23 protein-coding genes are annotated in these 21,571 nt (G+C 50.1%); 13 read left to right on the top strand and 10 right to left on the bottom strand.

Going from position 1 to position 21,571, the window contains the following annotated elements; genetic code table 11:
* Positions 1-21: 21 nt before the first annotated feature.
* Entirely contained in the window at positions 22-723 is a 702-nt protein-coding gene (gene rsuA, locus ACO6V1_RS10070) for a 16S rRNA pseudouridine(516) synthase RsuA (protein ID WP_422466747.1), read from the bottom strand.
* 229 nt (positions 724-952) lie between these two features.
* Between rsuA and ACO6V1_RS10065 the strand changes: the two genes are divergently transcribed.
* The 4 genes from ACO6V1_RS10065 to ACO6V1_RS10050 all read left to right on the top strand — a co-directional run bounded on the left by ACO6V1_RS10065 (position 953) and on the right by ACO6V1_RS10050 (position 4,857).
* A complete protein-coding gene (locus ACO6V1_RS10065; RefSeq protein ID WP_422466745.1) occupies positions 953-2,305 on the top strand; it encodes a DEAD/DEAH box helicase in 1,353 nt (450 codons plus the stop codon).
* A gap of 5 nt (positions 2,306-2,310) precedes the next feature.
* Positions 2,311-3,645 (top strand): DEAD/DEAH box helicase, encoded by a 1,335-nt coding sequence (locus ACO6V1_RS10060; RefSeq protein ID WP_422449355.1) that lies wholly within the window; start codon positions 2,311-2,313, stop codon positions 3,643-3,645.
* A 103-nt stretch (positions 3,646-3,748) separates the two neighbouring features.
* Positions 3,749-4,150: an SMI1/KNR4 family protein gene (locus tag ACO6V1_RS10055; protein ID WP_163370593.1), complete on the top strand. Its 402-nt coding sequence runs from the start codon at positions 3,749-3,751 to the stop codon at positions 4,148-4,150.
* Positions 4,150-4,857, top strand: coding sequence for a hypothetical protein (locus tag ACO6V1_RS10050; protein WP_422449358.1), 708 nt, complete (start codon positions 4,150-4,152; stop codon positions 4,855-4,857). The genes ACO6V1_RS10055 and ACO6V1_RS10050 overlap by 1 nt, the downstream gene beginning before the upstream one ends.
* A gap of 7 nt (positions 4,858-4,864) precedes the next feature.
* On the opposite strand, the gene ACO6V1_RS10045 is transcribed toward ACO6V1_RS10050, so the two are convergent.
* Together ACO6V1_RS10045 and nfsA are read right to left on the bottom strand one after the other, a co-directional pair.
* Positions 4,865-6,316 (bottom strand): NAD-dependent succinate-semialdehyde dehydrogenase, encoded by a 1,452-nt coding sequence (locus ACO6V1_RS10045; protein ID WP_422466743.1) that lies wholly within the window; start codon positions 6,314-6,316, stop codon positions 4,865-4,867.
* 238 nt (positions 6,317-6,554) lie between these two features.
* Positions 6,555-7,292, bottom strand: coding sequence for an oxygen-insensitive NADPH nitroreductase (gene nfsA / locus ACO6V1_RS10040; protein WP_422449362.1), 738 nt, complete (start codon positions 7,290-7,292; stop codon positions 6,555-6,557).
* Positions 7,293-7,433: 141 nt separating this feature from the next.
* Between nfsA and ACO6V1_RS10035 the strand changes: the two genes are divergently transcribed.
* Both ACO6V1_RS10035 and ACO6V1_RS10030 read left to right on the top strand, forming a co-directional pair.
* The gene (locus tag ACO6V1_RS10035; protein WP_422449364.1) at positions 7,434-8,465 is read left to right on the top strand and encodes a rhodanese-related sulfurtransferase; all 1,032 of its coding nucleotides are present in this window, start codon (positions 7,434-7,436) and stop codon (positions 8,463-8,465) included.
* Between the two features lie 66 nt (positions 8,466-8,531).
* Entirely contained in the window at positions 8,532-8,726 is a 195-nt protein-coding gene (locus ACO6V1_RS10030; RefSeq protein WP_101744843.1) for a DUF4250 domain-containing protein, read from the top strand.
* Positions 8,727-8,775: 49 nt separating this feature from the next.
* On the opposite strand, the gene ACO6V1_RS10025 is transcribed toward ACO6V1_RS10030, so the two are convergent.
* Entirely contained in the window at positions 8,776-9,387 is a 612-nt protein-coding gene (locus tag ACO6V1_RS10025; protein WP_422466741.1) for a hypothetical protein, read from the bottom strand.
* Positions 9,388-9,634: 247 nt separating this feature from the next.
* Here ACO6V1_RS10025 and ACO6V1_RS10020 point away from each other — a divergent pair, with 247 nt between their 5' ends.
* On the top strand, positions 9,635-10,027 hold the full coding sequence (locus tag ACO6V1_RS10020) for a DUF2750 domain-containing protein (protein ID WP_422449368.1): 393 nt from the start codon (positions 9,635-9,637) through the stop codon (positions 10,025-10,027).
* 315 nt (positions 10,028-10,342) lie between these two features.
* On the opposite strand, the gene ACO6V1_RS10015 is transcribed toward ACO6V1_RS10020, so the two are convergent.
* Both ACO6V1_RS10015 and ACO6V1_RS10010 read right to left on the bottom strand, forming a co-directional pair.
* Entirely contained in the window at positions 10,343-10,882 is a 540-nt protein-coding gene (locus tag ACO6V1_RS10015; RefSeq protein ID WP_422449370.1) for a copper chaperone PCu(A)C, read from the bottom strand.
* Between the two features lie 28 nt (positions 10,883-10,910).
* Positions 10,911-11,450, bottom strand: coding sequence for a hypothetical protein (locus ACO6V1_RS10010; protein ID WP_422466739.1), 540 nt, complete (start codon positions 11,448-11,450; stop codon positions 10,911-10,913).
* Between the two features lie 91 nt (positions 11,451-11,541).
* Between ACO6V1_RS10010 and ACO6V1_RS10005 the strand changes: the two genes are divergently transcribed.
* The gene (locus tag ACO6V1_RS10005; protein ID WP_422466737.1) at positions 11,542-12,357 is read left to right on the top strand and encodes a TatD family hydrolase; all 816 of its coding nucleotides are present in this window, start codon (positions 11,542-11,544) and stop codon (positions 12,355-12,357) included.
* A gap of 3 nt (positions 12,358-12,360) precedes the next feature.
* Here ACO6V1_RS10005 and ACO6V1_RS10000 read toward each other — a convergent pair whose 3' ends face one another.
* Together ACO6V1_RS10000 and ACO6V1_RS09995 are read right to left on the bottom strand one after the other, a co-directional pair.
* Positions 12,361-12,834 (bottom strand): Hsp20 family protein, encoded by a 474-nt coding sequence (locus ACO6V1_RS10000; RefSeq protein ID WP_269673372.1) that lies wholly within the window; start codon positions 12,832-12,834, stop codon positions 12,361-12,363.
* 143 nt (positions 12,835-12,977) lie between these two features.
* A complete protein-coding gene (locus tag ACO6V1_RS09995; RefSeq protein WP_422449376.1) occupies positions 12,978-13,466 on the bottom strand; it encodes an 8-oxo-dGTP diphosphatase in 489 nt (162 codons plus the stop codon).
* 231 nt (positions 13,467-13,697) lie between these two features.
* On the opposite strand from ACO6V1_RS09995, the gene ACO6V1_RS09990 reads away from it, so the two are divergent.
* Positions 13,698-15,377, top strand: coding sequence for an ankyrin repeat domain-containing protein (locus ACO6V1_RS09990; RefSeq protein WP_422449378.1), 1,680 nt, complete (start codon positions 13,698-13,700; stop codon positions 15,375-15,377).
* 106 nt (positions 15,378-15,483) lie between these two features.
* Positions 15,484-16,152: an NAD(P)H-dependent oxidoreductase gene (locus tag ACO6V1_RS09985; RefSeq protein ID WP_422449380.1), complete on the top strand. Its 669-nt coding sequence runs from the start codon at positions 15,484-15,486 to the stop codon at positions 16,150-16,152.
* 6 nt (positions 16,153-16,158) lie between these two features.
* On the opposite strand, the gene ACO6V1_RS09980 is transcribed toward ACO6V1_RS09985, so the two are convergent.
* Complete coding sequence (locus ACO6V1_RS09980) at positions 16,159-16,824, bottom strand: metallophosphoesterase (protein ID WP_422449382.1); 666 nt, start codon at positions 16,822-16,824, stop codon at positions 16,159-16,161.
* Positions 16,825-16,871: 47 nt separating this feature from the next.
* On the bottom strand, positions 16,872-18,245 hold the full coding sequence (locus ACO6V1_RS09975) for a hypothetical protein (RefSeq protein ID WP_422449384.1): 1,374 nt from the start codon (positions 18,243-18,245) through the stop codon (positions 16,872-16,874).
* 380 nt (positions 18,246-18,625) lie between these two features.
* Here ACO6V1_RS09975 and ACO6V1_RS09970 point away from each other — a divergent pair, with 380 nt between their 5' ends.
* The 3 genes from ACO6V1_RS09970 to ACO6V1_RS09960 form a co-directional block, all read left to right on the top strand.
* Complete coding sequence (locus ACO6V1_RS09970; protein WP_422466735.1) at positions 18,626-19,075, top strand: YybH family protein; 450 nt, start codon at positions 18,626-18,628, stop codon at positions 19,073-19,075.
* Positions 19,024-20,391, top strand: a complete 1,368-nt coding sequence (locus ACO6V1_RS09965; RefSeq protein ID WP_422466733.1) for an MFS transporter — start codon at positions 19,024-19,026, stop codon at positions 20,389-20,391. Before ACO6V1_RS09970 ends, ACO6V1_RS09965 begins: the two co-directional genes overlap by 52 nt.
* 178 nt (positions 20,392-20,569) lie before the next feature.
* Positions 20,570-21,571, top strand: a 1,002-nt coding sequence (locus ACO6V1_RS09960) for a phospholipase A (protein ID WP_422466731.1), incomplete at its 3' end; no start/stop codon positions are given.

The following is a 21,571-nucleotide window of genomic DNA, read 5'->3' as shown; positions in this document are numbered from 1 at the left end:
CTATTCTTCCGGGTCAGCCGATCACACTGAGTCGATTTCATCCTGAGTCAGATAGCGCCACTCCCCGGGCCTCAGAGATACATCAAGGCCAATATCCCCAACCTGTTCGCGATGCAGACTCACCACTTTATTGCCAATGGTCGCAAACATACGCTTAACCTGATGATATTTACCCTCAGTAATGGTCAACAATACCTCTGAGGGTGTCAGAACTTTCAGCAAGGCAGGCTTGGTCGGTGCTTTCTCACCTTTCAATTCAATACCGCTGGCAAACCGCTCAATCAGTTCTGCGGTCTTATCTTCTGGCAGAGGGTCGGCTAATTGCACGCGATAGCGCTTGCCACACACTTTTACGGGCGAGGCCAAGCGATGGGACCATTGCCCATCATCGGTAATCAATACCAGCCCTGTCGTATCTGCATCCAGGCGGCCAGCGATATGGAGTGAATAAGCCTTGGGAATATCCAGCAACGAGAGAACCGATGGATAGACCTCATCCACATTGGAACAGAGCGTATCTTCGGGTTTGTTGAGCATGATATAGCGCAGCCCGCGAGCTTTGACCAGCTCACCCAGCAAACGGACTTCACAGGTATCCGGCACTTTGAAGGCACTGTTTTTTACCACAATGCCATCACAGGTCACTTCACCTCGGTGCAAACATTTTTTGGCATTGGCACGTGAGAGTTCGGTACTTTCGCAGAGGTATTTATCTAAACGCATTCGGGGAAGACTATGCCTGAAAAACGGGATGTTAATATCAAAGGAGCGTTATAGCCAGTAACAATGCAGGGAGTTGGGTAACTGAAACCCCATTGCTTCAGCCACCGCAAACCACTCACTATTTATGAATTTTCACATATTGGCTTTCCAAGTCATCAGTCATAGAATACTTCACCATTTATCTCCCTTCTAGAAAACCGTATTTCACCTATGGTCGAGGAACTCCCCATTGCTTTTTTCTGAGCTGGCTCTCCATGAACGGGTGCAAAAAGCACTCTCTGAACTCGGGTTTGAACAGGCCACCCCGGTTCAGGAACAAACCCTGCCTCTGGCTATGACCGGCAAGGATCTGATGGTCAGCGCAGAAACCGGCAGTGGTAAGACCGCAGCGTTTCTGCTGCCCATGCTCAACCATATGCACACCACCCCTTCGCCCAAAACCAGTACCCGGGCACTGGTGCTCGTGCCTACCCGGGAGTTGGGCCTGCAGGTGTTAAAAGAGTGTGAAGCCCTGGCACGCTATACCTACATCAAGGCAGGGCTGATCGTTGGTGGTGAGGACTATCGCCATCAGGTAAACACTCTGCGGAAAAACCCCGAAATCATTATTGCCACCCCCGGCCGCCTGATTGAGCATATAAAAAACGGCAACCACGATTTCAGCGACCTGGAATACCTGGTACTGGATGAAGCGGACCGCATGCTGGATATGGGCTTTGGTCCCGATGTTTTGAGTATCGTGGAAGAGTGCCATGGCGATCGCCAGACCTTCCTGTTCTCAGCAACCCTGGAAGCCCGGGGCCTGGGTGAAATGGCCTACCAGGTATTGAACGACCCAGCCCGTCTGAAGCTGAACTCTGTCCAGGAAAAGCACGCCAATATCCACCAGCAGATTATTCTCTCGGACGATGCCGCCCATAAAGAAAAACAGCTGATCTGGCTGCTTCGGAATGAAACCTATGACAAAGCCCTGGTGTTCACCAATACCAAAGCCCGGGCTGAGGAGTTTGTCGGCAAAATCCGGGTTAAAGGCCTGAAGGTCGGCGTACTCCACGGGGATATGGACCAGCGGGAGCGCAAGCACGTTATGCGCCTGCTGCTGGATGGCAAGATCAACATTCTGATTGCTACCGATGTGGCAGCCCGAGGCCTGGATATCAAAGGTGTGGAACTGGTTATCAACCTGGAAATGGCCCGTAACGGTGATGACTATGTCCACCGGATTGGCCGTACCGGACGTGCCGGAGAACAGGGGCTGGCCATCTCCCTGATTGGACCGGACGAATGGAACCGGATGTCGGGTATTGAACGCTACCTCCGGCTGCGGTTTGAGAAACGCACCATCAAAGAACTGCCGGGCAGCTATAAAGGCCCCAAAAAGCTGAAAAGTTCTGGCAAAGCCGCCGGCAAGAAAAAACCGGCCGGTAAAAAAGGCGCTGGTAAAAAACAACCGGCGGATAAACAACGTCACCGGGAGCAGAAGAACGTGGGCAAACGTCGTACACCGGCGGCCGAAGCCAAACCCACCACTGCAACCACCTCAACCGATTCCGGTTTTGAACCACCCAGGCGCAGGAAATAATACACATGAGCAATAACCTACCTTTTTCCGCTCTTGGGCTGGATGAGTTGCTGATTCAGGCAGTCAATGAAGCGGGCTACCAGAATCCCACCCCAGTTCAGGCCAAAGCGATTCCCATGGCTTTAACTGGCCGTGACCTGATGGCATCTGCCCAGACCGGCACCGGTAAAACCGCCAGTTTCACTTTGCCAATCCTGCACCGGCTGGCGCAGATGAGAACCAGTAAAGCGATCCGCGCCCTGGTGCTGGTCCCTACCAGGGAGCTGGCCATTCAGGTTGATAATAGTTTCCAGACCTATGGCAAGCACACGGCTATCAAGACAGCTGCCGTCTATGGTGGCGTAGATATTGACGATCAGTTGCAGGTTCTGAAAGAAGGCGTTGATGTCCTGGTGGCGACACCCGGTCGCCTGGTGGACATGATCAACCGGAAGCATATCCAACTGGACAGTTTGAGAATACTGGTGCTGGATGAAGCCGACCGGATGCTGGACCTGGGTTTCCGTGACGATATTCAACACATTGTGCAAAACGCGCCGACAAAACGTCAGAACCTGTTGTTCTCCGCCACCTTTTCCAAAGACATTAAACAGCTGGCCCATGAATTCATGCGCCATCCGGTCAAGATTGAACTGGAAAACCCCAACTCTGCTGCTAACACCGTGTCCCAGTCTTTCTACCCGGTGGACCAGCAGGACAAACCGGAGATTCTCAGCTATCTCATCCATGGTGGTCGCTGGCAGAAAGTGCTGGTGTTTGTCCGCACTAAAAAAGCCGCCAACAAGGTTGCCGAGTTGCTGGCAGAAGACGGCATCAATGCCCAGCCCATTCACAGCGATAAAAGTCAGTACCTGCGTATTCGCACACTGGAAGATTTTAAGGATAACTATTTTGATGTTCTGGTAGCAACGGATGTGGCCGCCAGAGGCCTGGATATCGAACAGCTGCCGCTGGTCATCAATTATGACCTGCCCAAAGTTCCCCAGGACTACGTGCACCGCATTGGCCGCACCGGCCGCGCCGGACAAAAAGGCAGGGCTATCTCCCTGGTGAACCCGGAAGAGAAAAAGTTATTGGCCGGTATCCAGCAGCTGATCAAAAAACCACTGGAAATAGAACCTCTGCCCTACTTTGAAGATGGCGAGGTGCGTCCTGCTGAGATTGATGAGCCAGCCGGTAAAACCCGCAACAAGCGAAGCAAACCTGACCTGAAAACAGGAAAGCCTGCGATAAAACAGCGTTCGGGTAATAAATCACGCAATGGCAGCACCAGAAAGCCTTCAGGTACTGCGTCAAAGAAAAGGCCTGCTGTTTTCTCAGGGAAAAAACGGAAGTCCTGACCAGGCTGATTCATTTCAGCCAGGTGAAAAGCAATAAGCTGGGAATACCCTGCCTCTGCCGGGTATTCCCACCGTAGAAAGCGGGTGACAAAGGTCGCATACAATGGAAGATATTATTGAAGAACTGCGGGAACGGGCCCTGGATGTGTCAGTCCCACTGGAACTGCCGGATGAAGACCAGCTGGTGGAAGTGGAAGAACAGATTCTGATTCCCCTTCCCTACGAACTCCGGGAGTTTCTGCTGCACGTCAGTGATGTTATTTATGGCTCCATTGAACCGGTGACGGTTACTGATCCCCAATCCCATACTTATCTGCCGGAAGTCGCAGCCAATGCCTGGGCTGAAGGTCTGCCGAGAGAGCTGATCCCCATTTGTGAATGCAATGGTGAATACTATGGCATTTCCGAAGAAGGAGAAGTGGTTCGCTGGGCTGACGGTGAAGTGACTGACGACAGCTGGCCATCCATCTGGTTATGGGCCAGGGATATCTGGCTGGAGAGCTAATGTCGAAACGAATTCTGATCATTATGGCCATGGCAGCGGAAGCCCGGCCAATCATTGATCAATTGGGTCTCAAGGCACTGCCCGCCGATCCCCGGTTGCAAAGTCACTTCCCCCGCTTTCAGGGTGAGTTTGCTGGTAATACCATCATGATCTCCCTGAATGGCACATCCAGTGAGTACGGTGTCGACAGGATAGGCACCGAGTTTGCCGCGCTGAATACCCAGTCCGCCATTATTGAGTTTGCTCCGGAGCTGATCATTAATGCGGGCACCTGCGGTGCTTTTTCAGCCGATGCTGATATTGCAGATATCATCACTTCCGACCAGCCGGTGGTTTACCATGACCACCGGGTTCCCCTGAAAGGCTTTGACCGTTTTGCCATGGGCGCTTATCCAACCGCCTATCGCCCCGAATACTTTCAGGGTATTGAGCATAAGCTTGGAGTGGTCACCACAGGCAACTCCCTCGATATGCCGGATATCGACAGGCAGTGGATCAGGCAAAACCAGGGTATGGCCAAAGAGATGGAGTGTGCCGCCGTTGCTGCCACCGCTCATCTTTACGGCATCGACTTCCTGCCGATCAAATCCGTGACCGATCATATCGATATCGAACTGGATAATGTTGAGCAGTTTCTGAACAATCTGGGCAAGGCCAGCCAAAAGCTGAGCGAAACCTTGATCAGGGTATTAACCAATATCAAATAAAACCCGATTATTCTCCTACACCAAGACAAACATATTTGATTTCAAGATAGTCTTCGATGCCATATTTTGAGCCTTCCCGCCCGATGCCGGACTCTTTGATGCCGCCAAATGGTGCTGCCTCGGTGGAAAGGATACCTTCATTAACAGCGACCATGCCATACTCCAATGCTTCGCTGACCCGCCAGACTCGTGACAGATCACGGGAATAAAAATAGGCAGCCAACCCAAACGGCGTATTATTTGCCCGATGGATGACGTCAGCTTCTGACTTGAACCGGAACACCGTAGTGACCGGTCCGAACAGTTCCTGGTGAGCCACATCCATGCTTTCATCAACACTGGTCAATATGGTGGGTTCAAAATACAGGTCTCCGACATTGGATCGGGACCCGCCCATATGCACGGTAGCCCCCTGTTCTTTTGCCAGGTTAACGAGGTACGCAATTTTTTCTATTGCGCGGCTATTTATCATAGGGCCTATGTCTGTCTCTTTATCAAGGCCATTACCCACCTTAAGTGCCGCAACAGCTGCAGTGTACTTCTCCAGGAACTCATCGTAGACCCCGTCCTGTACGTAAAGGCGGTTCGTACATACACAGGTCTGGCCAGCATTCCTGTATTTTGAAATCAACGCCCCTTGCACTGCCTTGTCGATGTCTGCGTCTTCAAAGACGATAAATGGAGCATTTCCGCCCAATTCCATGGAAACTTTTTTTACCGTATCGGCACTCTGACGTATAAGATGCTTACCAACCGGCGTTGACCCCGTAAAGGAAACCTTTCGAACCAAAGGGTGCGTGGTTAGCACCGAACCAGTCTCTACAGCAGACGACGACGTAATAACATTAATCACACCCGCAGGAATTCCGGCCTGCTGCGCAAGCCTGGCCATCGCAAACGCACATAATGGGGTGTCTTCAGCTGGCTTGATAACAATAGTACAGCCAGCTGCCAGTGCCGGTGCTGCTTTTCGAGCAATCATGGCAACGGGAAAATTCCATGGCGTTATGGCACTGACCACCCCCACCGGTTGCTTCATCGTTAAATAGCGGGCAGTTGCCATCGTAGAGGGAATGATATCACCATAGGTTCTCTTGCCTTCCTCGGCGAACCATTCGATAAAGGATGCGCCATACAATACTTCACCATATGCCTCCTTATAGGGTTTTCCCTGCTCAAGGGTTAACAGTTGAGCAAGGTCCTCCGCATACGAAGTCATGAGCTGGAACCATTTCATCAAAAGCCCTGCCCGCTCTTTGGCTGTGGTTCTTTTCCATGAACTAAAGGCCTCACTGGCTACTTCAACAGCCTGTTCAGCATCTGCTGCCCCCATATCCGGTACTTCCGCAATCTGTTGTCCGGTAGCGGGATTTGTTACCCAATAGGTGTGGCCACTTTGTGCACCAACCCACTGACCGTTAATAAATGCCTCGTTACTCTCAAAGAGAAATGGGTTCATTAGCTTGCCTCATTTTTTCTTGCATCAGTTTATAAAGTTTGATGTGTACAATCTCCGTTCACCCTGAGCGCCCTTCGGCTCCGCTCAGGATGCACGGACGAAGGGGGCTTGGCACGATCTATCGGGGGCCGGAGTTTGCGCCCTTCGACAAGCCTCAGGAAGAAAGGAATGCGGAGGCACGACAACCCGTCAAACTCATTGAAACAATGTACTAAAGCAACAGCTTATCTCAGTTGAATCAGCGCATCCTGAACCCTTTTTTCTCCAGAAACGACCTCATGTGAGGGCGGGATTCTTTACCCAGCAAGGCCGACATTTCCTGAGACCAGACCCGATCCAGCTTGCCTTTGGTCCGCCGCTGGTAATAGGCTCTCATAGTTTCATCATATTCAGCCACCAGCGCCTTATTCACTGGCTGGTAATGCTCCTCCATCAGCACAGCTTCCAGCGGCAGTCTGGGTTTACACTCCGGATCCTGATCCGGGTACCCAAGGCAGAGGCCAAAAACGGGGTAGACATATTCCGGCAACGCCAGCAAATCACTGACCTGTTGCGGGTCATTGCGCAGACCTCCGATATAGCAGATACCCAGCCCTTCTGACTCAGCAGCGACCACCACGTTCTGGGCAAACAGGGCAACATCAACCGTGGCAATAATGAAATGCTCGGTCATTCCGTCTGCCATGGTGTTGCCCGACTGTTCACAGCACCAGCCAGAGCGATGCAGGTCAGCACAGAACACCAGAAACTCAGCCGCCTGCTGCACATAGGTCTGGCCACCGGCAAGCTCTGCCATGGCTTTGCGGGTTTCAGGGTTTCTGACCCGAATAACACTGACACCCTGCAAATTGCTGGATGTGGCGGCACTTTGGCCCGCGCTGATCAAGTCTCTCAACAAGGACTCTGCGATCGGCTGTTCCGTGAATTTGCGAATGGATCGGTGCGATTGCAGCAGTTCAATTACCGGTTGGGTCATGGTGTTATTCTTAATCTGGCCATTATTATTCTGCACTATTGTAGCCTTGGCTGGATTTTTCAAGGCTGCCTGCCTCTGCTAGAATTCCTTTCCTAGCTCCGGACTTACGCTCCGGACCGCTAACCAAGGACAATAAAGACAATGACACTCTCGCCTCCAGAAAACACTCAAACAGACGCTCATATCGTGGTCTGTGCCCTCTATAAATTCGTTACCCTGAAGAACTTCACCAGCCTGCGGGAACCCCTGCTCAGAACCATGGAAGCAAACCATATCAGAGGGACGCTGCTGCTTGCCCGGGAAGGCATTAACGGCACCGTGGCCAGCACCCGGGAAGGCATCAATGCGCTGCTGGCCTGGCTTAACCGGGATACCCGTCTGAACCCCATTGAATACAAAGAGTCCCTCAGTGAATCCATGCCGTTCAAAAGAACCAGGGTCAAACTCAAAAAAGAGATTGTCACCATGGGAGTGGAAGACATTGACCCACAAAAGGCCGTCGGGACCTATGTGGAACCGGCAGACTGGAATAGCCTGATCAGTGACCCTGAAGTCCTTGTGGTGGATACCCGTAACGATTACGAAATTCAGGTGGGCACCTTCAAGCACGCCATCAATCCAAAGACAGATTCCTTCCGGCAGTTTCCGCAATATGTCAATGCCAACCTGAATCCTGAAACTCATAAAAAGGTGGCCATGTTCTGCACTGGCGGCATACGCTGCGAGAAGTCCACGGCCCTGCTCAAAGAACAAGGCTTTGACGAGGTTTACCATCTGAAAGGCGGCATCCTGAAATACCTGGAAGAGGTACCGAAAGCGCAGTCACTCTGGGAAGGTGAATGCTTTGTCTTTGATGAACGGGTGACGGTGAATCATGACCTTGAGCCGGGCTCCTACGACCAGTGCAACGCCTGTCGTTTACCCATTACGGAAGCCGATAAGCAAAGTGATATGTACCAGCAGGGTGTCAGCTGCCCGCACTGTTTTGACCTGCTGAGCGAACAGCAAAAAGCACGGTTTTCGGAGCGTGAAAAACAGATGCAGCTGGCCAGGGCACGAGGTGAAGCCCACATGGGCGCAGAAGTTGCCAAGACCGTTGTCCATCGTCGTCAATTAAAGAAAGACGAACGCAGGCAACAGCAACTGAGAACCCGGGCAGGCAAAGTTAAATAGCTGAGCTATGTTTTAAGTACAGCCAAGTGGTGTTTTTTCATCAGCTGACTTGAACGGAGTGCCGCCATGGAACTCGAAAACCCCGAGAACCTCAACCCTTTTATCCTTCTGGGCATTGTCAACGAAAAGCTGAGGCTTACCTGCAACTCACTGGATCAGCTGGCCGATGAGATGGACATGAGTAAACAGGAGATCGAAAACCAGCTTCATAAAATCCGTTTTCATTATCAGTCGATCAATAATCAGTTCGTTCATGACTGACCGGTAATCGAGGGTCTGTTGAACTTGTAACAAAAAACATCAACAGACCCTAAACAAAATATTGCCACACCTGCTTTACCGATAAAGTTCCCCCCCGTACTGCATGAACCAGCAAAACAGCAAACCCCAGGGTCATCAACGGTAACAGTGGGCGCTTTTCCTCCTGGAAAAAATACCAGCCAGCCCCCATTAAACAGAGTGCCATTATCATCAGCCGGGCATCCACAGGTTCACCGGAAACCACTTCCATAAAGATCGCCAGACAACCAATCACATTGGCAATTAACCAGATGGGCGACAGCATCCCGATACTGCCCAGCAACGGAAACTTGATCAGTGCGCCACCGGTCCAGGCTTTGGGTTGCAGATCCGACGACAGGTGAAAGGCAATTCCCAGGGCCAGACCTGCGGCAATGGCTGAAAAACCGAACGCCCAAACCACCAGCGCAGGAATACAGGAATGGGTTATTGCTGAGCGGTGGGACAGCCCCGGTATCACAAAATCCAGATCCGGCAATCGGATGCCGGCAATCAGACCGGCCAGGAAAAACAGAATCTCTTCCATGAAAGCCATAGTGGGCCAAAATGGGCAAAGCTCTCTGGCTGCCAGAACCAAACCCGCCAACAGACAAGCCTTCAGCGGTGTACTATACAACTTCATAGATCACAAAACAGACTATAAAACAGGGGGCGGACTATACCGTTTTAGTAGTAGTAAGCCCAGAGCCAACGCCTTATTGACTATTTATAGCTGGCAAACCCATCGCCAAACAGAGCTTCCGGGGCTTTTTCTTCCGTTATTATTTTTTATCCGGAATTCTGAACACCATTCTATCGTACCATTTGCTTTCAATCCTGCGCTGGTAATACACTCCCCCCACTATTTTATGCATTAGCGTTGATGACTGATGACTTACAAACTCAACGACAGGCAGTTCGAATCTATTCAGAAGCTGGCTGACCATGAGCGTTATGATTACTTTCTGAAAAAAGTGGCGGACTGGGAAGAGATCTGGAGCCTGCACAGTCCCGAGGGTTGGGTAGAGCTGTCATCCAGTGATGGTGAAGAGTGTCTGCCCATCTGGCCACACCCTGATTTCGCCAAAGCCTGGGCAGTGGATGACTGGTCAGACTGCCAGCCAAAAGCCATCAATCTGGAAGTGTGGCTGGAGCGCTGGACGCCTGGTCTGGAGCGGGATAACACCATGTTGGCCATATTCCCGGTTAATGAAGAAGAAGGGCTTGTTGTGACACCTTCTGAACTGCAGGAAGCCATTCTTGGCGAGTTGGAGCAGGGATAAGGCGTTACCCTCTTTTAACCTTACTCTTTTAACCCTACTCTTTTAACCACAGAGGCACAGAGACGGTTAGGGTGAAAGCCTTTTTTCTGTGCTCCTGCTGTTTATGACCAGGCAATAGTTCCGCTTAGGAATGTCCCGAAATAATTTCCACATTATGGACTCGATCTCCGTTCATCCTGAGTGCTGAGCTTGTCGAAGTATCGAAGGGTGATTGGCACAATACATGAGGCCGGAGTTCACGCCCTTCGACAGGCTCAGGACGAACGGAGTTTTGAAACTCAGAAATGTGGAAATTATTTCAGGACAGCTCCTTACTCAATGCGCCATATGCTGGCCTTTGATCTCATCCGTGGCATGAGCAACCACTGTCTTCTGATCACCATTACTGAAAGTGATCGTCACCGGCACTTTACTGTTTTTGGCTATAGGCTTGTTAAGGCCCATCAACATAACATGATAGCCACCGGGCTTTAGCTCCAACCTGTCGCCCGGGTTGATGGCAAGGTTATCCACACGGCGCATTTTCATCATGCCATTGTTCATTTCTGTGGTATGAAGCTCTGTTTTCCCGGCAACAGGGCTGCTCAATGAGCGAATCTGTACGGCCTGATCAGTACCATTGTAGATGGTCATATAAGCAGCTGATGAGGACATACCCGGCTTGGTAGCGCGGGCACTGGCGTTCAGTAACTGCAACGCTGGTTCAGAGTGCTCTTTTGAGCGAGCATGACTGTGCCCGCCCTGTGCAGCCATTGCAGTGTGCGCAGTCAATAGCATCATCAGAGCCATCGTACTATGTACGATTGTTCCCATAACCCTGACTGCCCTGGCATACAAAATCGTTCCGCTTTTCATTAATCAACTCCACTATTCATTAGAAGTATTATGGGAGGATAGCAATCTGCTGTGAGTTTGCTTCTAAAGGGTCCAGTTCAAAAAGAACATGATATACCGCTTCTCTGGTTTCCATTTTCAGCCTGGCGATCCAGACCATGTTGCGGTCGGTGGCACAAAAAGCGATATTGCCGGTACCAGTATACAGGTCAGTGTCTGCAAAATGTCCAGATTGTTTCTGTAAATTGAATGGCATCAACCCCATGGGCATATCACGCCCGACGAACTCCATGCTGACCTTTTCAGCAGCAATCCCTGAAACTTCTGCCCTGATAGCCAGTGGCTGCCCCGTCGGTATGGACGCCGGCAAAATATTAAGCTTGATCGAACCATTCCCTACCCTGCTCTGACACCCTTTGTACGTGTTGCAATAAGCAACCGTTTGAAACCTCTGTTTATCGACGAAATCTTCACTCTTGTTCAACAAGCGGGATCCGTAAAATACCAGCAGTAAGCCAAGTAATAATGCTACCGGAAGGAGAAGCCGGGATAAGTGCCTTGACAGGTTTTTCATCATTGTTTGAATCAAAATTGACTTGCAGGCGGGCATTATAGGCTTTTTACTAACGGAGAACAGAAGAACATTCTCCTGAAATTCATTTTTATAGGTAAAATCAGCTGTGACAAAAGAGAACGATCCGCTGTCTCTGTTCGACAGCCATTGCCATCTTAATTTTTCAGTCTTTGATGAGGACCGTTTACAGGTGTTGAGTCAGGCAGAAAAGGCAGCAGTCAGTCACATCTGTATCCCTGCCACTCAACAGGTGGAATGGCCTTCCCTGATTAATGAGTCAGAATTACTGTCGCAAGTGAGTCCCGTAAGTATTGTAACGGCCCTTGGTCTGCATCCCTGGTTTATTGCTGAACATCATCCCGAACATCTGAATGTATTGGATACGCTATTACAACAACGTCCCGCCGGGGTCGTTGCCATAGGGGAAACCGGGCTGGATTTTTTTGACCGGAACATGACTCCCCAGACAAAGGCCAAACAACTCGAGCTGTTCACTGGCCAGGTTGAACTGGCCTGTCTGCACCAGATGCCACTGATTATTCATGGCCGGAAAAGTCATGATGATATTTTAAAAGTACTGCGACGATACAAACCAGAACGGGCCGGGATTATTCACGGATTTTCCGGTAGTGAACAACAGGCCGGAGAATATCTGAAGTTAGGCTTTAACCTGGGGTTTGGTGGCGGTATCACCTACCCGAGAGCCCGTAAAACACGACACTTGGCAGCCACTATGCCAATCGACAGCATTGTGCTTGAGACAGACGCTCCGGATATGCCATTGAATGGCTATCAGGGACAGAGAAATGAGCCGGGAAGAGTGAAACTGGTGGCTGAGTGCCTGGCCAAGCTGCGAGGAATCTCTTTGCCGGAGGTGGCAGAAGCCACCTCTCATAACTGTCGTACGCTATTCAGAATATGATGGTTAAGCACCATCGGCGGCTTCAGCTTCCAGCAGCTTGTTCTTACCGATATTGATTTTTCTTGGCTTCATCGCCTCTGGAATTTCACGTTCCAGATCAATATGCAAAAGACCATTATCTATGGTCGCACCGGTGACACGGACGTAGTCGGCCAGCTGGAAACGGCGCTCAAAGTTACGCTCGGCAATGCCCTGGTAGAGGTATTTGCGCTCTGTATCGTCTGGCGTTTTCTTGCCCTGGACAATCAGTACACCCTCACGGCTTTCTATTTCCAGTTCATCTTCGGCAAAGCCGGCAACTGCCATGGTGATACGGTATTCGTTCTCATCCAGAAGTTCGATATTGTAAGGAGGGTAGCCATTATTCCGGGGTGTCTGGGAATGCCCGGCATTCATGGACTCCAGAAGATGAGCCATCCGGTCAAAGCCAATAGCAGAACGGTACAGGGGGGTGAAATCAAAATCAAAGGTACGCATGGTCATATCCTCAATGGAGCAATATGTTGATCAAATCGGCTTTTCATTATGAACAAGCCTTGGTTGACAGTGCTGCTTTGAGCCACTGTTATCCCTAATATATGTACGTTTAATTCGATTCCAACCCCTGTATGTTATTTTTTTTAAAAAATATCCAGGTGGTAATCCAGCATCCGGTCACCATCGAACAGATAGCGTCCTTTGAACCTGTTCCCCTTCAGCATTTCAGGTAACCAGATAATGTCGTCTGCCCACATTTCTTCATAGGGGATCTGATCAAGAGAGAACCACAGCGGTATGGCCTCATCCGTCTCTGTCGGTGAGCCGGTGAAATCCCTTGCCACATAGGTATGCACGTGCATAGAGTAGCCATCGGTAAACTGGAAACAGCTCTCTCCACAGAACTCAGGATTCACCGGGGTGATGCACAGTTCCTCCTGCACTTCGCGGATCGCGCACTCCAGCAGGGATTCACCGGGCTCAAGTCGTCCTCCCGGCCCATTGATTTTTCCGGCCCCCAGGCCACGCTTTTTACGAATCAGCAGAATTTGCCCATCCTTGATAACAAATGTCAGCGTAGCGGGGTCTTTGGCCTGCCAGGAGCTCCAGTCAATATCCTGCAATGATTGCATCAATCAATTCCTGCTTAAAGATAATTAACATACCTCAGCTTCGCGTTGGGAGGCAGCATTATCGATAATGTTTTTGTTTATCGGGATTAACGCTTTTCTGCGCTAGTCTTGCATTGGTAAAGGAGCCAAAAGGTCATACAACAACGGTTATAACGCAGTGCCTGACAGTTGGAGTTCTTTCCCCGGCTCATGAGGCACTTAATTGTCTTCGTCTAATCCAGGAGTTTAACAATGAATCCAATTCATTCAGAGTTGTTGCCCGGTTCTTTGGCGGGCCCTCCGTTAGCAGCGAGTGCTCTGCCCGAGTCAGCTCCTGAAAAATGCATTGTATGCAGGGACCCATTGTTCAGTGGACGGTCTGTTGTGATATTGCCATGTCAGCACAGATTCCATAACGCCTGCAATGATATCTGGATTGATAGTCGCCAGCTGGGTGACTGGGCTTGCATCCTTTGCAATACAACGCCCAAAACTCTTGATATTGTTGCCTTGAATGATGACCGATACTCATCTCTGGCAAGCCGTTCTGAAAGCCTGAAACTGCAGCTGTTCAAGGCTTGTCAGGACGGAAGTGTCGCTACAGTGATCGGCGCGGTGGAGAAAGACCCATCGCTGATTTCCGGAAAAATTAAGCTTGAGGACCGCTTGGGACACTATAGGCCCATTCATGTTGCCTCCATCAACGGGCACGTACCGATTGTCAAGTTTCTACTTGACCAGGGGGTCGATATTAATTTGCCAGAGGCGTTCGGTAAACTTTCTCCCATTGAACTGGCTGCCACCGAAGGCTTCGTAGAGTTGGTCAGCTGTTTGATTGAGCGCGGTGCCAAAGATTTAAATTCATCACTCCTGTTCGCCACTCATCATGGCCACGTCAATGTGGTTCGGAAATTGATCGATAACGGAGCTGACATTAACCATGCGATAGAGATCATTTTGCGCGACAGGTTAATCCGGTATACCCCTCTTGTCAGTTCTGTTACTTCGGAGTCTGCTGCACAGCTGGTTAAGTTGTTATTATCGAAAGATGCCAAAGTGACTGGTGAGGCACTGTGGGTTGCTATTGGATTTGGCAAGCTGGATATCGTTAAACTCTTGATCACCCATAAAGTCGATGTCAACGCCATGGATGGATGGATAATCTGCAGTGCAGCCAGATATAATCAACTGGAGACCGTCAAGTTGTTACTTGCCAACGGTGCCGAGATTGATAAGCCTTACGATGTTCAGACCGCTCTTGGGTACGCAGCTGAATACGGCTGTGTTGAAATGATTCATTTACTGGCAGATGCTGGTGCCAGTCTGGAATCCACAGTATTGTCCAATGGCAAAAGAAGCCTCAGTCCTCTGTGCATTGCTACTCATGCCTGGCAGCAGGACTGCATCAAGGCACTTATCGAGCAGGGCTCCGGGATTGATAACGCCGATTATCGAGGTCTTACACCGCTGACCCAGGCCATTATCGCCAATAATATCGACCATGTCAGAGAGCTGGTTGAGCATTTCCACGCGTCGGTGAATTGTTCTCCAAATTATTCTATACCCCGGGCAAATGTAATACCCCATGAGTTATTCAGGTGCAGGGAGCAGTTTGTTATCTCTCCGCTGGCATTTGCCGTGCATTTGGGTAGGAGTCCAATCACTCAGTTTCTGATTGATTCCGGCGCAGAGGTTAATGCCCTTCACGGGTTGGCACTGCGACTGGCAATTATACAAAACAATGCTGGGATTTTATTGAAGCTGATTCATGGCGGTGCTGACCTTTGTGGTGTTTTTGATAACGGAGAAACGCCTCTGGCATTAGCAAATCGTCTAAAACGTTCGACTTTGGTTATGGAACTCTTGAGTCATGGGGCACCGGCTTCTGAAATCAGTCTGGCAGCGGATTTTCGAGATTTGAGCATTGTTTAAGTGCTGAAATTTGCAAGTCAGGCCTGTCATTTCTGTGATTTCTTCCTTTTTTAACCTGATGCCAATAGAATGCAGCTCTCGACCACTGTTGTATAGGGTCTGAACAATGAACACCGACCTGCGTAAACAAATTCTGGATGCCTTCAATTTCCGTCACGCCTGCAAAAGCTTTGATGTCAGCCGGAAAATTCCCGATGAGGATTTTAATTTCATTCTGGATGCCGGGCGCCTTTCTCCCAGCTCATTTGGTTTTGAACCCTGGAAGTTTCTGGTCATCCAGAATCCGGAATTAAGGGAAAAGATCAAAACCGTCAGCTGGGGAGCCCAGGGACAGTTACCCACTGCCAGTCACTTTGTCATCATTCTGGCCCGCAGGGAAAACAGCATGCATTATGAGTCCGAATACATTCTGGATCACATGCGCACTGTTAAACAGTTGCCTGAAGATGTCGTGGATATGATCAGCGAGTTCTACCGCGACTTTCAAAACAGTGACTTCCGGCTGACCGAGTCACCCAGGGCCATGTTTGACTGGGCCTGTAAACAGACCTATATCGCCCTTGGTAATATGATGAGCGTAGCCGCCCAGATTGGCATTGACTCCTGCCCGATTGAAGGTTTCAACCGTGACAGGCTGGAGCCACTGATGGCACAGGAGGGTCTGCTGGATAGCGGGGAGTTTGGCGTCAGTGTGATGGTCGCCTTTGGTTACCGGGAAAACGAGCCTTACCCAAAAACCCGCCACCGGCAGGCGGCAGTTGTCGAGTGGCATTAAACCCGGTCACTGAGCAAGCTCACTGAGGCATAACAGCGTCAGGCAGTTGCTCTCAAAGCCACCGGTATCAATAAAGTGGGTATTTCCCAGGGTAACCGGTTGATCAACAATGGTATGACCACAGAAGATGTGGTCAATACCGGCCACCACAGAATCATCCTCACTTTGAATCCGGGTCCTGGACCATTGCATCGCCCGGACCAGGTCCGGATCAGATGCTATTTTCTCCGGATTCCAGACCGACAACGGGTACTCAGCATGACAAATGGCCACCAGCCTGTCGCCAGCAAGATCAACCGAGATCAGAACCGGCTGTTCAGAAGCCATGTCTGCATACCTATTCATTCTTTCTGATGAGACTTGCAGATGCCAGTCACCGCCACAAAGCACCCATTGGGCAATCTCATGGGCGGATGGGTGTCTGACCGTATCAATCATGCACTGCTCATGATTGCCTCGAACACAGTGGAACCATGGCTCATCCATCAGAGAGAGGCACTTCTCGGAAGCGGGCCCCCGGTCGATCAGGTCGCCACAACTGAAACAACGATCCTTTTCCCGGTCAAAGCCGACGTTGGCCAGTGAGGACATCAGGAGATCATACATGCCATGCAAATCACCAATAACAAAATCACGGCCAACGACATTCTGACGAAAATGCTGGTAAAACATAAATCCTCCCTGGATTTCTGATTAGCGTCAGTTGTGTACATCCATGTTTACGGTTTATCCTTCATTACCAGTTTAGCCACGCCATCATCGGGATTGATGACGGTGGTGAATTGCCGGTGACTGGTGAGAATGTTGTTAAGCATCGGCTCCCGGGCCAGCTCCCTGAACGACAAGGGCATATCAGCAGCTAACTTGCCCTCAGCCCTCATCTGTCCCGCCTGTTGATAAAACCTGAGCATCACTGGCAGCACTTTACGAACGGTTTCCGGTAACCCGGCCACAGCAATGGCATTGGCATAAACGGCAGGCCCATAGGTTGCGGGTGGTGTAGCCAAAGCCGTTAATTGCCGTTTGCTGTACTGAACCCACTGCTTCTGCTGATCCTCTGGCAGACTTTTAAAGCTGGCGTATAACGCACTGCCTTCGGCCGGTGTAAACAACCTTGCAGTGGCCCCCAGGGAGGCAAGGGCAAGAAACTCACTGGGATTTCTGGTCAACGTATTCAGTTGCAACCATTGCCCCCGCTTTTGCAGGTAGACCTGCATGGGGTTCAGCTTCGGCTCCCTGGACAGCCTGTCCAGCAGTAACTTCAGTTGATTCATGGACCGCCAGGTATTCTGGGTGAGATAAACGGAGCCTTTTGCCTCCAAATGGCCACGGAATCCGGCAATATTCACCACCCAATGGTCGTACCATAGATTCATATCATCGTGACTGATGCTCTTGTTCTGTATCCCGGAGTTAAGCACGGTATACATGGACAAAGAGCCCTCGTTATACATCATATGGCGAAGGTGGCTATGAGGCAGATAGACAATTTCAAACAACCGGGCAGCTGAAGGGTGTTTGGTAATAATCGAGCGAGCCAGCGGGTAGATCTTCTCAGCATAGGGTGCTGTAACCGATAGGAAATCCACCGAATTTTCAGGAACAGGCTTAGCCAGAGCTTTAGCAGCGCGCTTACGTGCCTCCGGCGATAAAGTGACTGCATCGAGAATGGCTGTTGCCCGGAGAACTTCATAAGAGACAGCGTCCAGCCCCGCAATCTCCCTGGACAGCTGCTGGAACGATGGCTCTGACAACCTGGGAGTATCAGGGTCAGTCTGAGGTGCCACAAATGCCTTATAGGCCTCATGTGAGCCGTTTCTTAACAGCTGCAGGCAATATAATCGGGACAGTGCTCTTGACACCTCCCGATGGATGGCCGCCGATGACCACTGTGTAGATAACTCCGGTGTAACCACTGGATTAGCCAGCACCCATGAGAGTTGCTCTATTTGCTCCCGGGTAATCTCCAGCTGATCGGCAAAATGCTTGTGGATATACTTTTTTATGGGATCGAGCCGGTTTTCAGCCACAATCAACGGGCTAACCAACAGCAGAAGCACCAGCGAAACCCAGGACAAGGTCATTGTTTTCATAATAAGCTTTCTTTTATGGAATTGTTGCCATGACTGGAAACCGTTGTGAGCAGACTTCCCGGGGATGAACACCCCATAAGGCGGCAAACTATTATGTCAGCCAGGGTCAACACCAATATCCGTATCCAATGCTCGCAGCAACAGGTCTCAGGAATGCTAAGTAAGATAGATGCTGATGGTTTAGTCAGCCACATGAAAGCAGCATTATTTCTTAACGGTATATAAGACCTCTCCAAAGCCTGGGCTTTAACTCCAACACAACCATCGATTTTGCATTATCAGTCATATTGTTTTATTCGGCTGTCAAAACGGGGGCTATTCTTAATCGATGTTCCAAACCCGATTGCCATTGAACTCCATTGACAGGGGAGAAAACAGCCATGGCTGACCTCGACCTGGCAACCAGACTGGTAGACCAGTTTTTCTCAGAGATCGCTGACAGCTATTGCCGTAAGGATCTCGACGCAATCATCGGTCACTACCAACCCGATCCGGGTCTGCTTTTCTGGAACGCTGAGGGTGACACCATTACCTCTGTTGACCAGTTAACCCTCTGGTATGAAGAACTGTTCCGGCGATTTGATATCAAATCGGTCAATTTCCGGCTTGAAGAGATTTATGCGGATGAAAGCACCATTGTTTCCGGGAGCCTGTGGGTACTTTCCACACTGCGAAAACCCGGAGAAGAAAAACCCGGAGAAGAAAAACCCGGAGAAGAAAAGCTGGAAGAAGAGCAGTCCCTGAGAGCCACTCACCTGCTTAAAAAACACGATGGCAGATGGCTTATCCATCACCTGCATGTTTCACCAACCCACTTTCTACCGGATTGATGACTCAAACAACGCCCAAACGATGCATTACTGCATCTTCCAGTCAATACAAGCTGGCATCTTCCATATCACTTGGAGGCATGCTGGAGATTTACGATTTCCTGATATATGGCTTGATGGCCAGCTACATTGCCGAGAACTTTTTTCCTGCTGAAGACCATATCACCTCGTTAATCAACACATTTGCTACCTTTGCTATTGGTTACCTGACCCGTCCCCTCGGTGGTATTGTCTTTGGCCACTTCGGGGACCGCTATGGCCGCAAAAAGACCTTTACCTTTTCCATCTTTCTGATGGCAGTAACCACTGCATTGATGGGCTGCCTGCCCGGATGGAACAGTATAGGTTCAGCAGCCCCCATCACGCTGATCCTGTTACGACTACTGCAGGGGTTCTCCCTGGGGGGAGAAATTCCGGGATCCATCACCTATCTCAGTGAGACAACACCTGAAAGACGCGGGTTGGTGATAGGCATTCTGTTTCTGGCCATCATGATTGGTGTATCTTTCGGTACGTTCGTGCACGGAATACTTGAAATGTACCTTCCGGCAGAAGATATGAAGGAGTGGGGCTGGCGTGTCCCTTTCTGGATCGGTGGATCCCTGGGAATCATCAGCTATCACATTCGCAAACACTTCTCCGAGTCCGGATTTTTCGAAGCACTGGACCAGACCAAAGCACAGGCTTCCATACCGATTGTTCTCCTTTTCACACAACATACCCGGGGAGTTATCTGCGGGCTCATGACCATAGGCCTGTGTGGAGCAACCGTGACTGTCTACAGCATTTACATGCCGGGTTTCCTCTCGTCGCTACTGGGTTTTCCCAGGGAAGCCGTTGCCTGGCAAACCACCCTGGCGTTTTTGATGCTATCGCCACTCTGTCTGATATTCGGGCTGCTGTCCGACCTGATAAATCACAAACTGATTCTTGGCATTATGGCCATTATTGTCGCCACCACTTGTTGGCCAGCGTTTCAGTACTTCTCTTCTCCAGACGCCGAACTGAATAAGATCCTGTTGATCTGTGGCCTGCTGGCAGCAACTGCATCGGGTGCACTGCCGCCATTGTTGATCAGTTTTTTTCCAACGGAGATTCGCTATACCGGCATTGCCACCTGCTACAATATCGGGTTTGCAATTTTTGGCGGCATCGCCCCTGTTACCTCAACATTACTGGCTAAATACTCCAGTAATACCACGGGGCCGGCTATCTACCTTTCTCTTGTTGCTGTGATCAGCCTGATCGCCCTGTTTATTCCCTGGCCAAACGTTCAGCTGACAACAGAACAGTTTGATGAGGAAAGAAACCTTTAAGTCTGCCAGTCAAAATACATTTCCCTGAATCAGGGGATTGAGCGTCGAAACATTTTCTGGCCTGAAATGCAAAGCGGGTTAACACACAGGCCATCCAATGATTTATGGTAATCATCAATAGCCAACCGGATAATTTCCTGTATAAATTAGCTTTAGATAACAAATGCAAGGCTTAATAATGAATGCATTGACTTGGTATAAAAGTACGTTTTTTCCAGCGCTAACCCTGTGCCTGTTGCCAATAGCGGCCTATTCTGATGCTTATGACGACTGTTTATACAAACAACTCAAAGAAGGTGATGATTCACTGACACTGGTTGAAATCCGCCAGCAATGCCAGACAGTTGTCGCTGAAAGTACGGAAGACACTGATAACGTCGTTGAACAGCGGTTACAGGAAGAAGAAGAAACTCTGGACAACCGGTTTGCCATGACACCTCACCGACCCAACTACCTGCTGCCCATTTCCTACAATAAAAGCCCTAACCCAAGCCCCTTTGAAATCCGCAATATTGATGATTTCTCCAACACCGAGATCAAGTTTCAACTGAGTATGAAAGCTCCCCTGGCCCAGGGTGTATTCAATGGTTACGGTGATATCTTCGTTGCCTACACCAACACCTCCTGGTGGCAGGCTTATAACAGTAACTCGGCCCCCTTTCGGGAAACCAATCATGAACCGGAAGTGTATATGGTTTTCCCCACCAGCTATCAGTTCGGGGGATTTGAGTTGAATGCGGTTTTGGCCGGGCTGACTCACCAGTCCAATGGCCGCAGCGGAGAACTTTCCAGAAGCTGGAACAGAGTCTACGCACAGTTGGTTTTTTCCAGAGACAATGTTGTGGTGAGCATCAAACCCTGGTGGCGGATTCCGGAGCCGGAAAAAAAACCTGGCCAGCAAAACAGTTCCCGGGGGGATGATAACCCTGATATTGAAAAGTATATGGGCCATGGTGAGTTGCATCTGGGTTACCAGGTCCGGGAGCACAATCTTGGCATGACGCTAAGAAATAATTTGCGAAGTGATAACAAAGGTGCCGTTCAACTGGACTGGTCATTTCCAATTAACAAAAGATTCCGGGGTTATATTCAATACTTCAATGGCTACGGTGAAAGCCTGATTGATTACAACGATAGCGCTAATCGACTAAGTGTTGGCGTTATGTTGACCGACTGGTTA

The organism is Endozoicomonas sp. ALC013, from assembly GCF_049310205.1.
Lineage (GTDB): Bacteria > Pseudomonadota > Gammaproteobacteria > Pseudomonadales > Endozoicomonadaceae > Endozoicomonas.
This window is presented reverse-complemented; position numbering and strand designations above follow the sequence as displayed.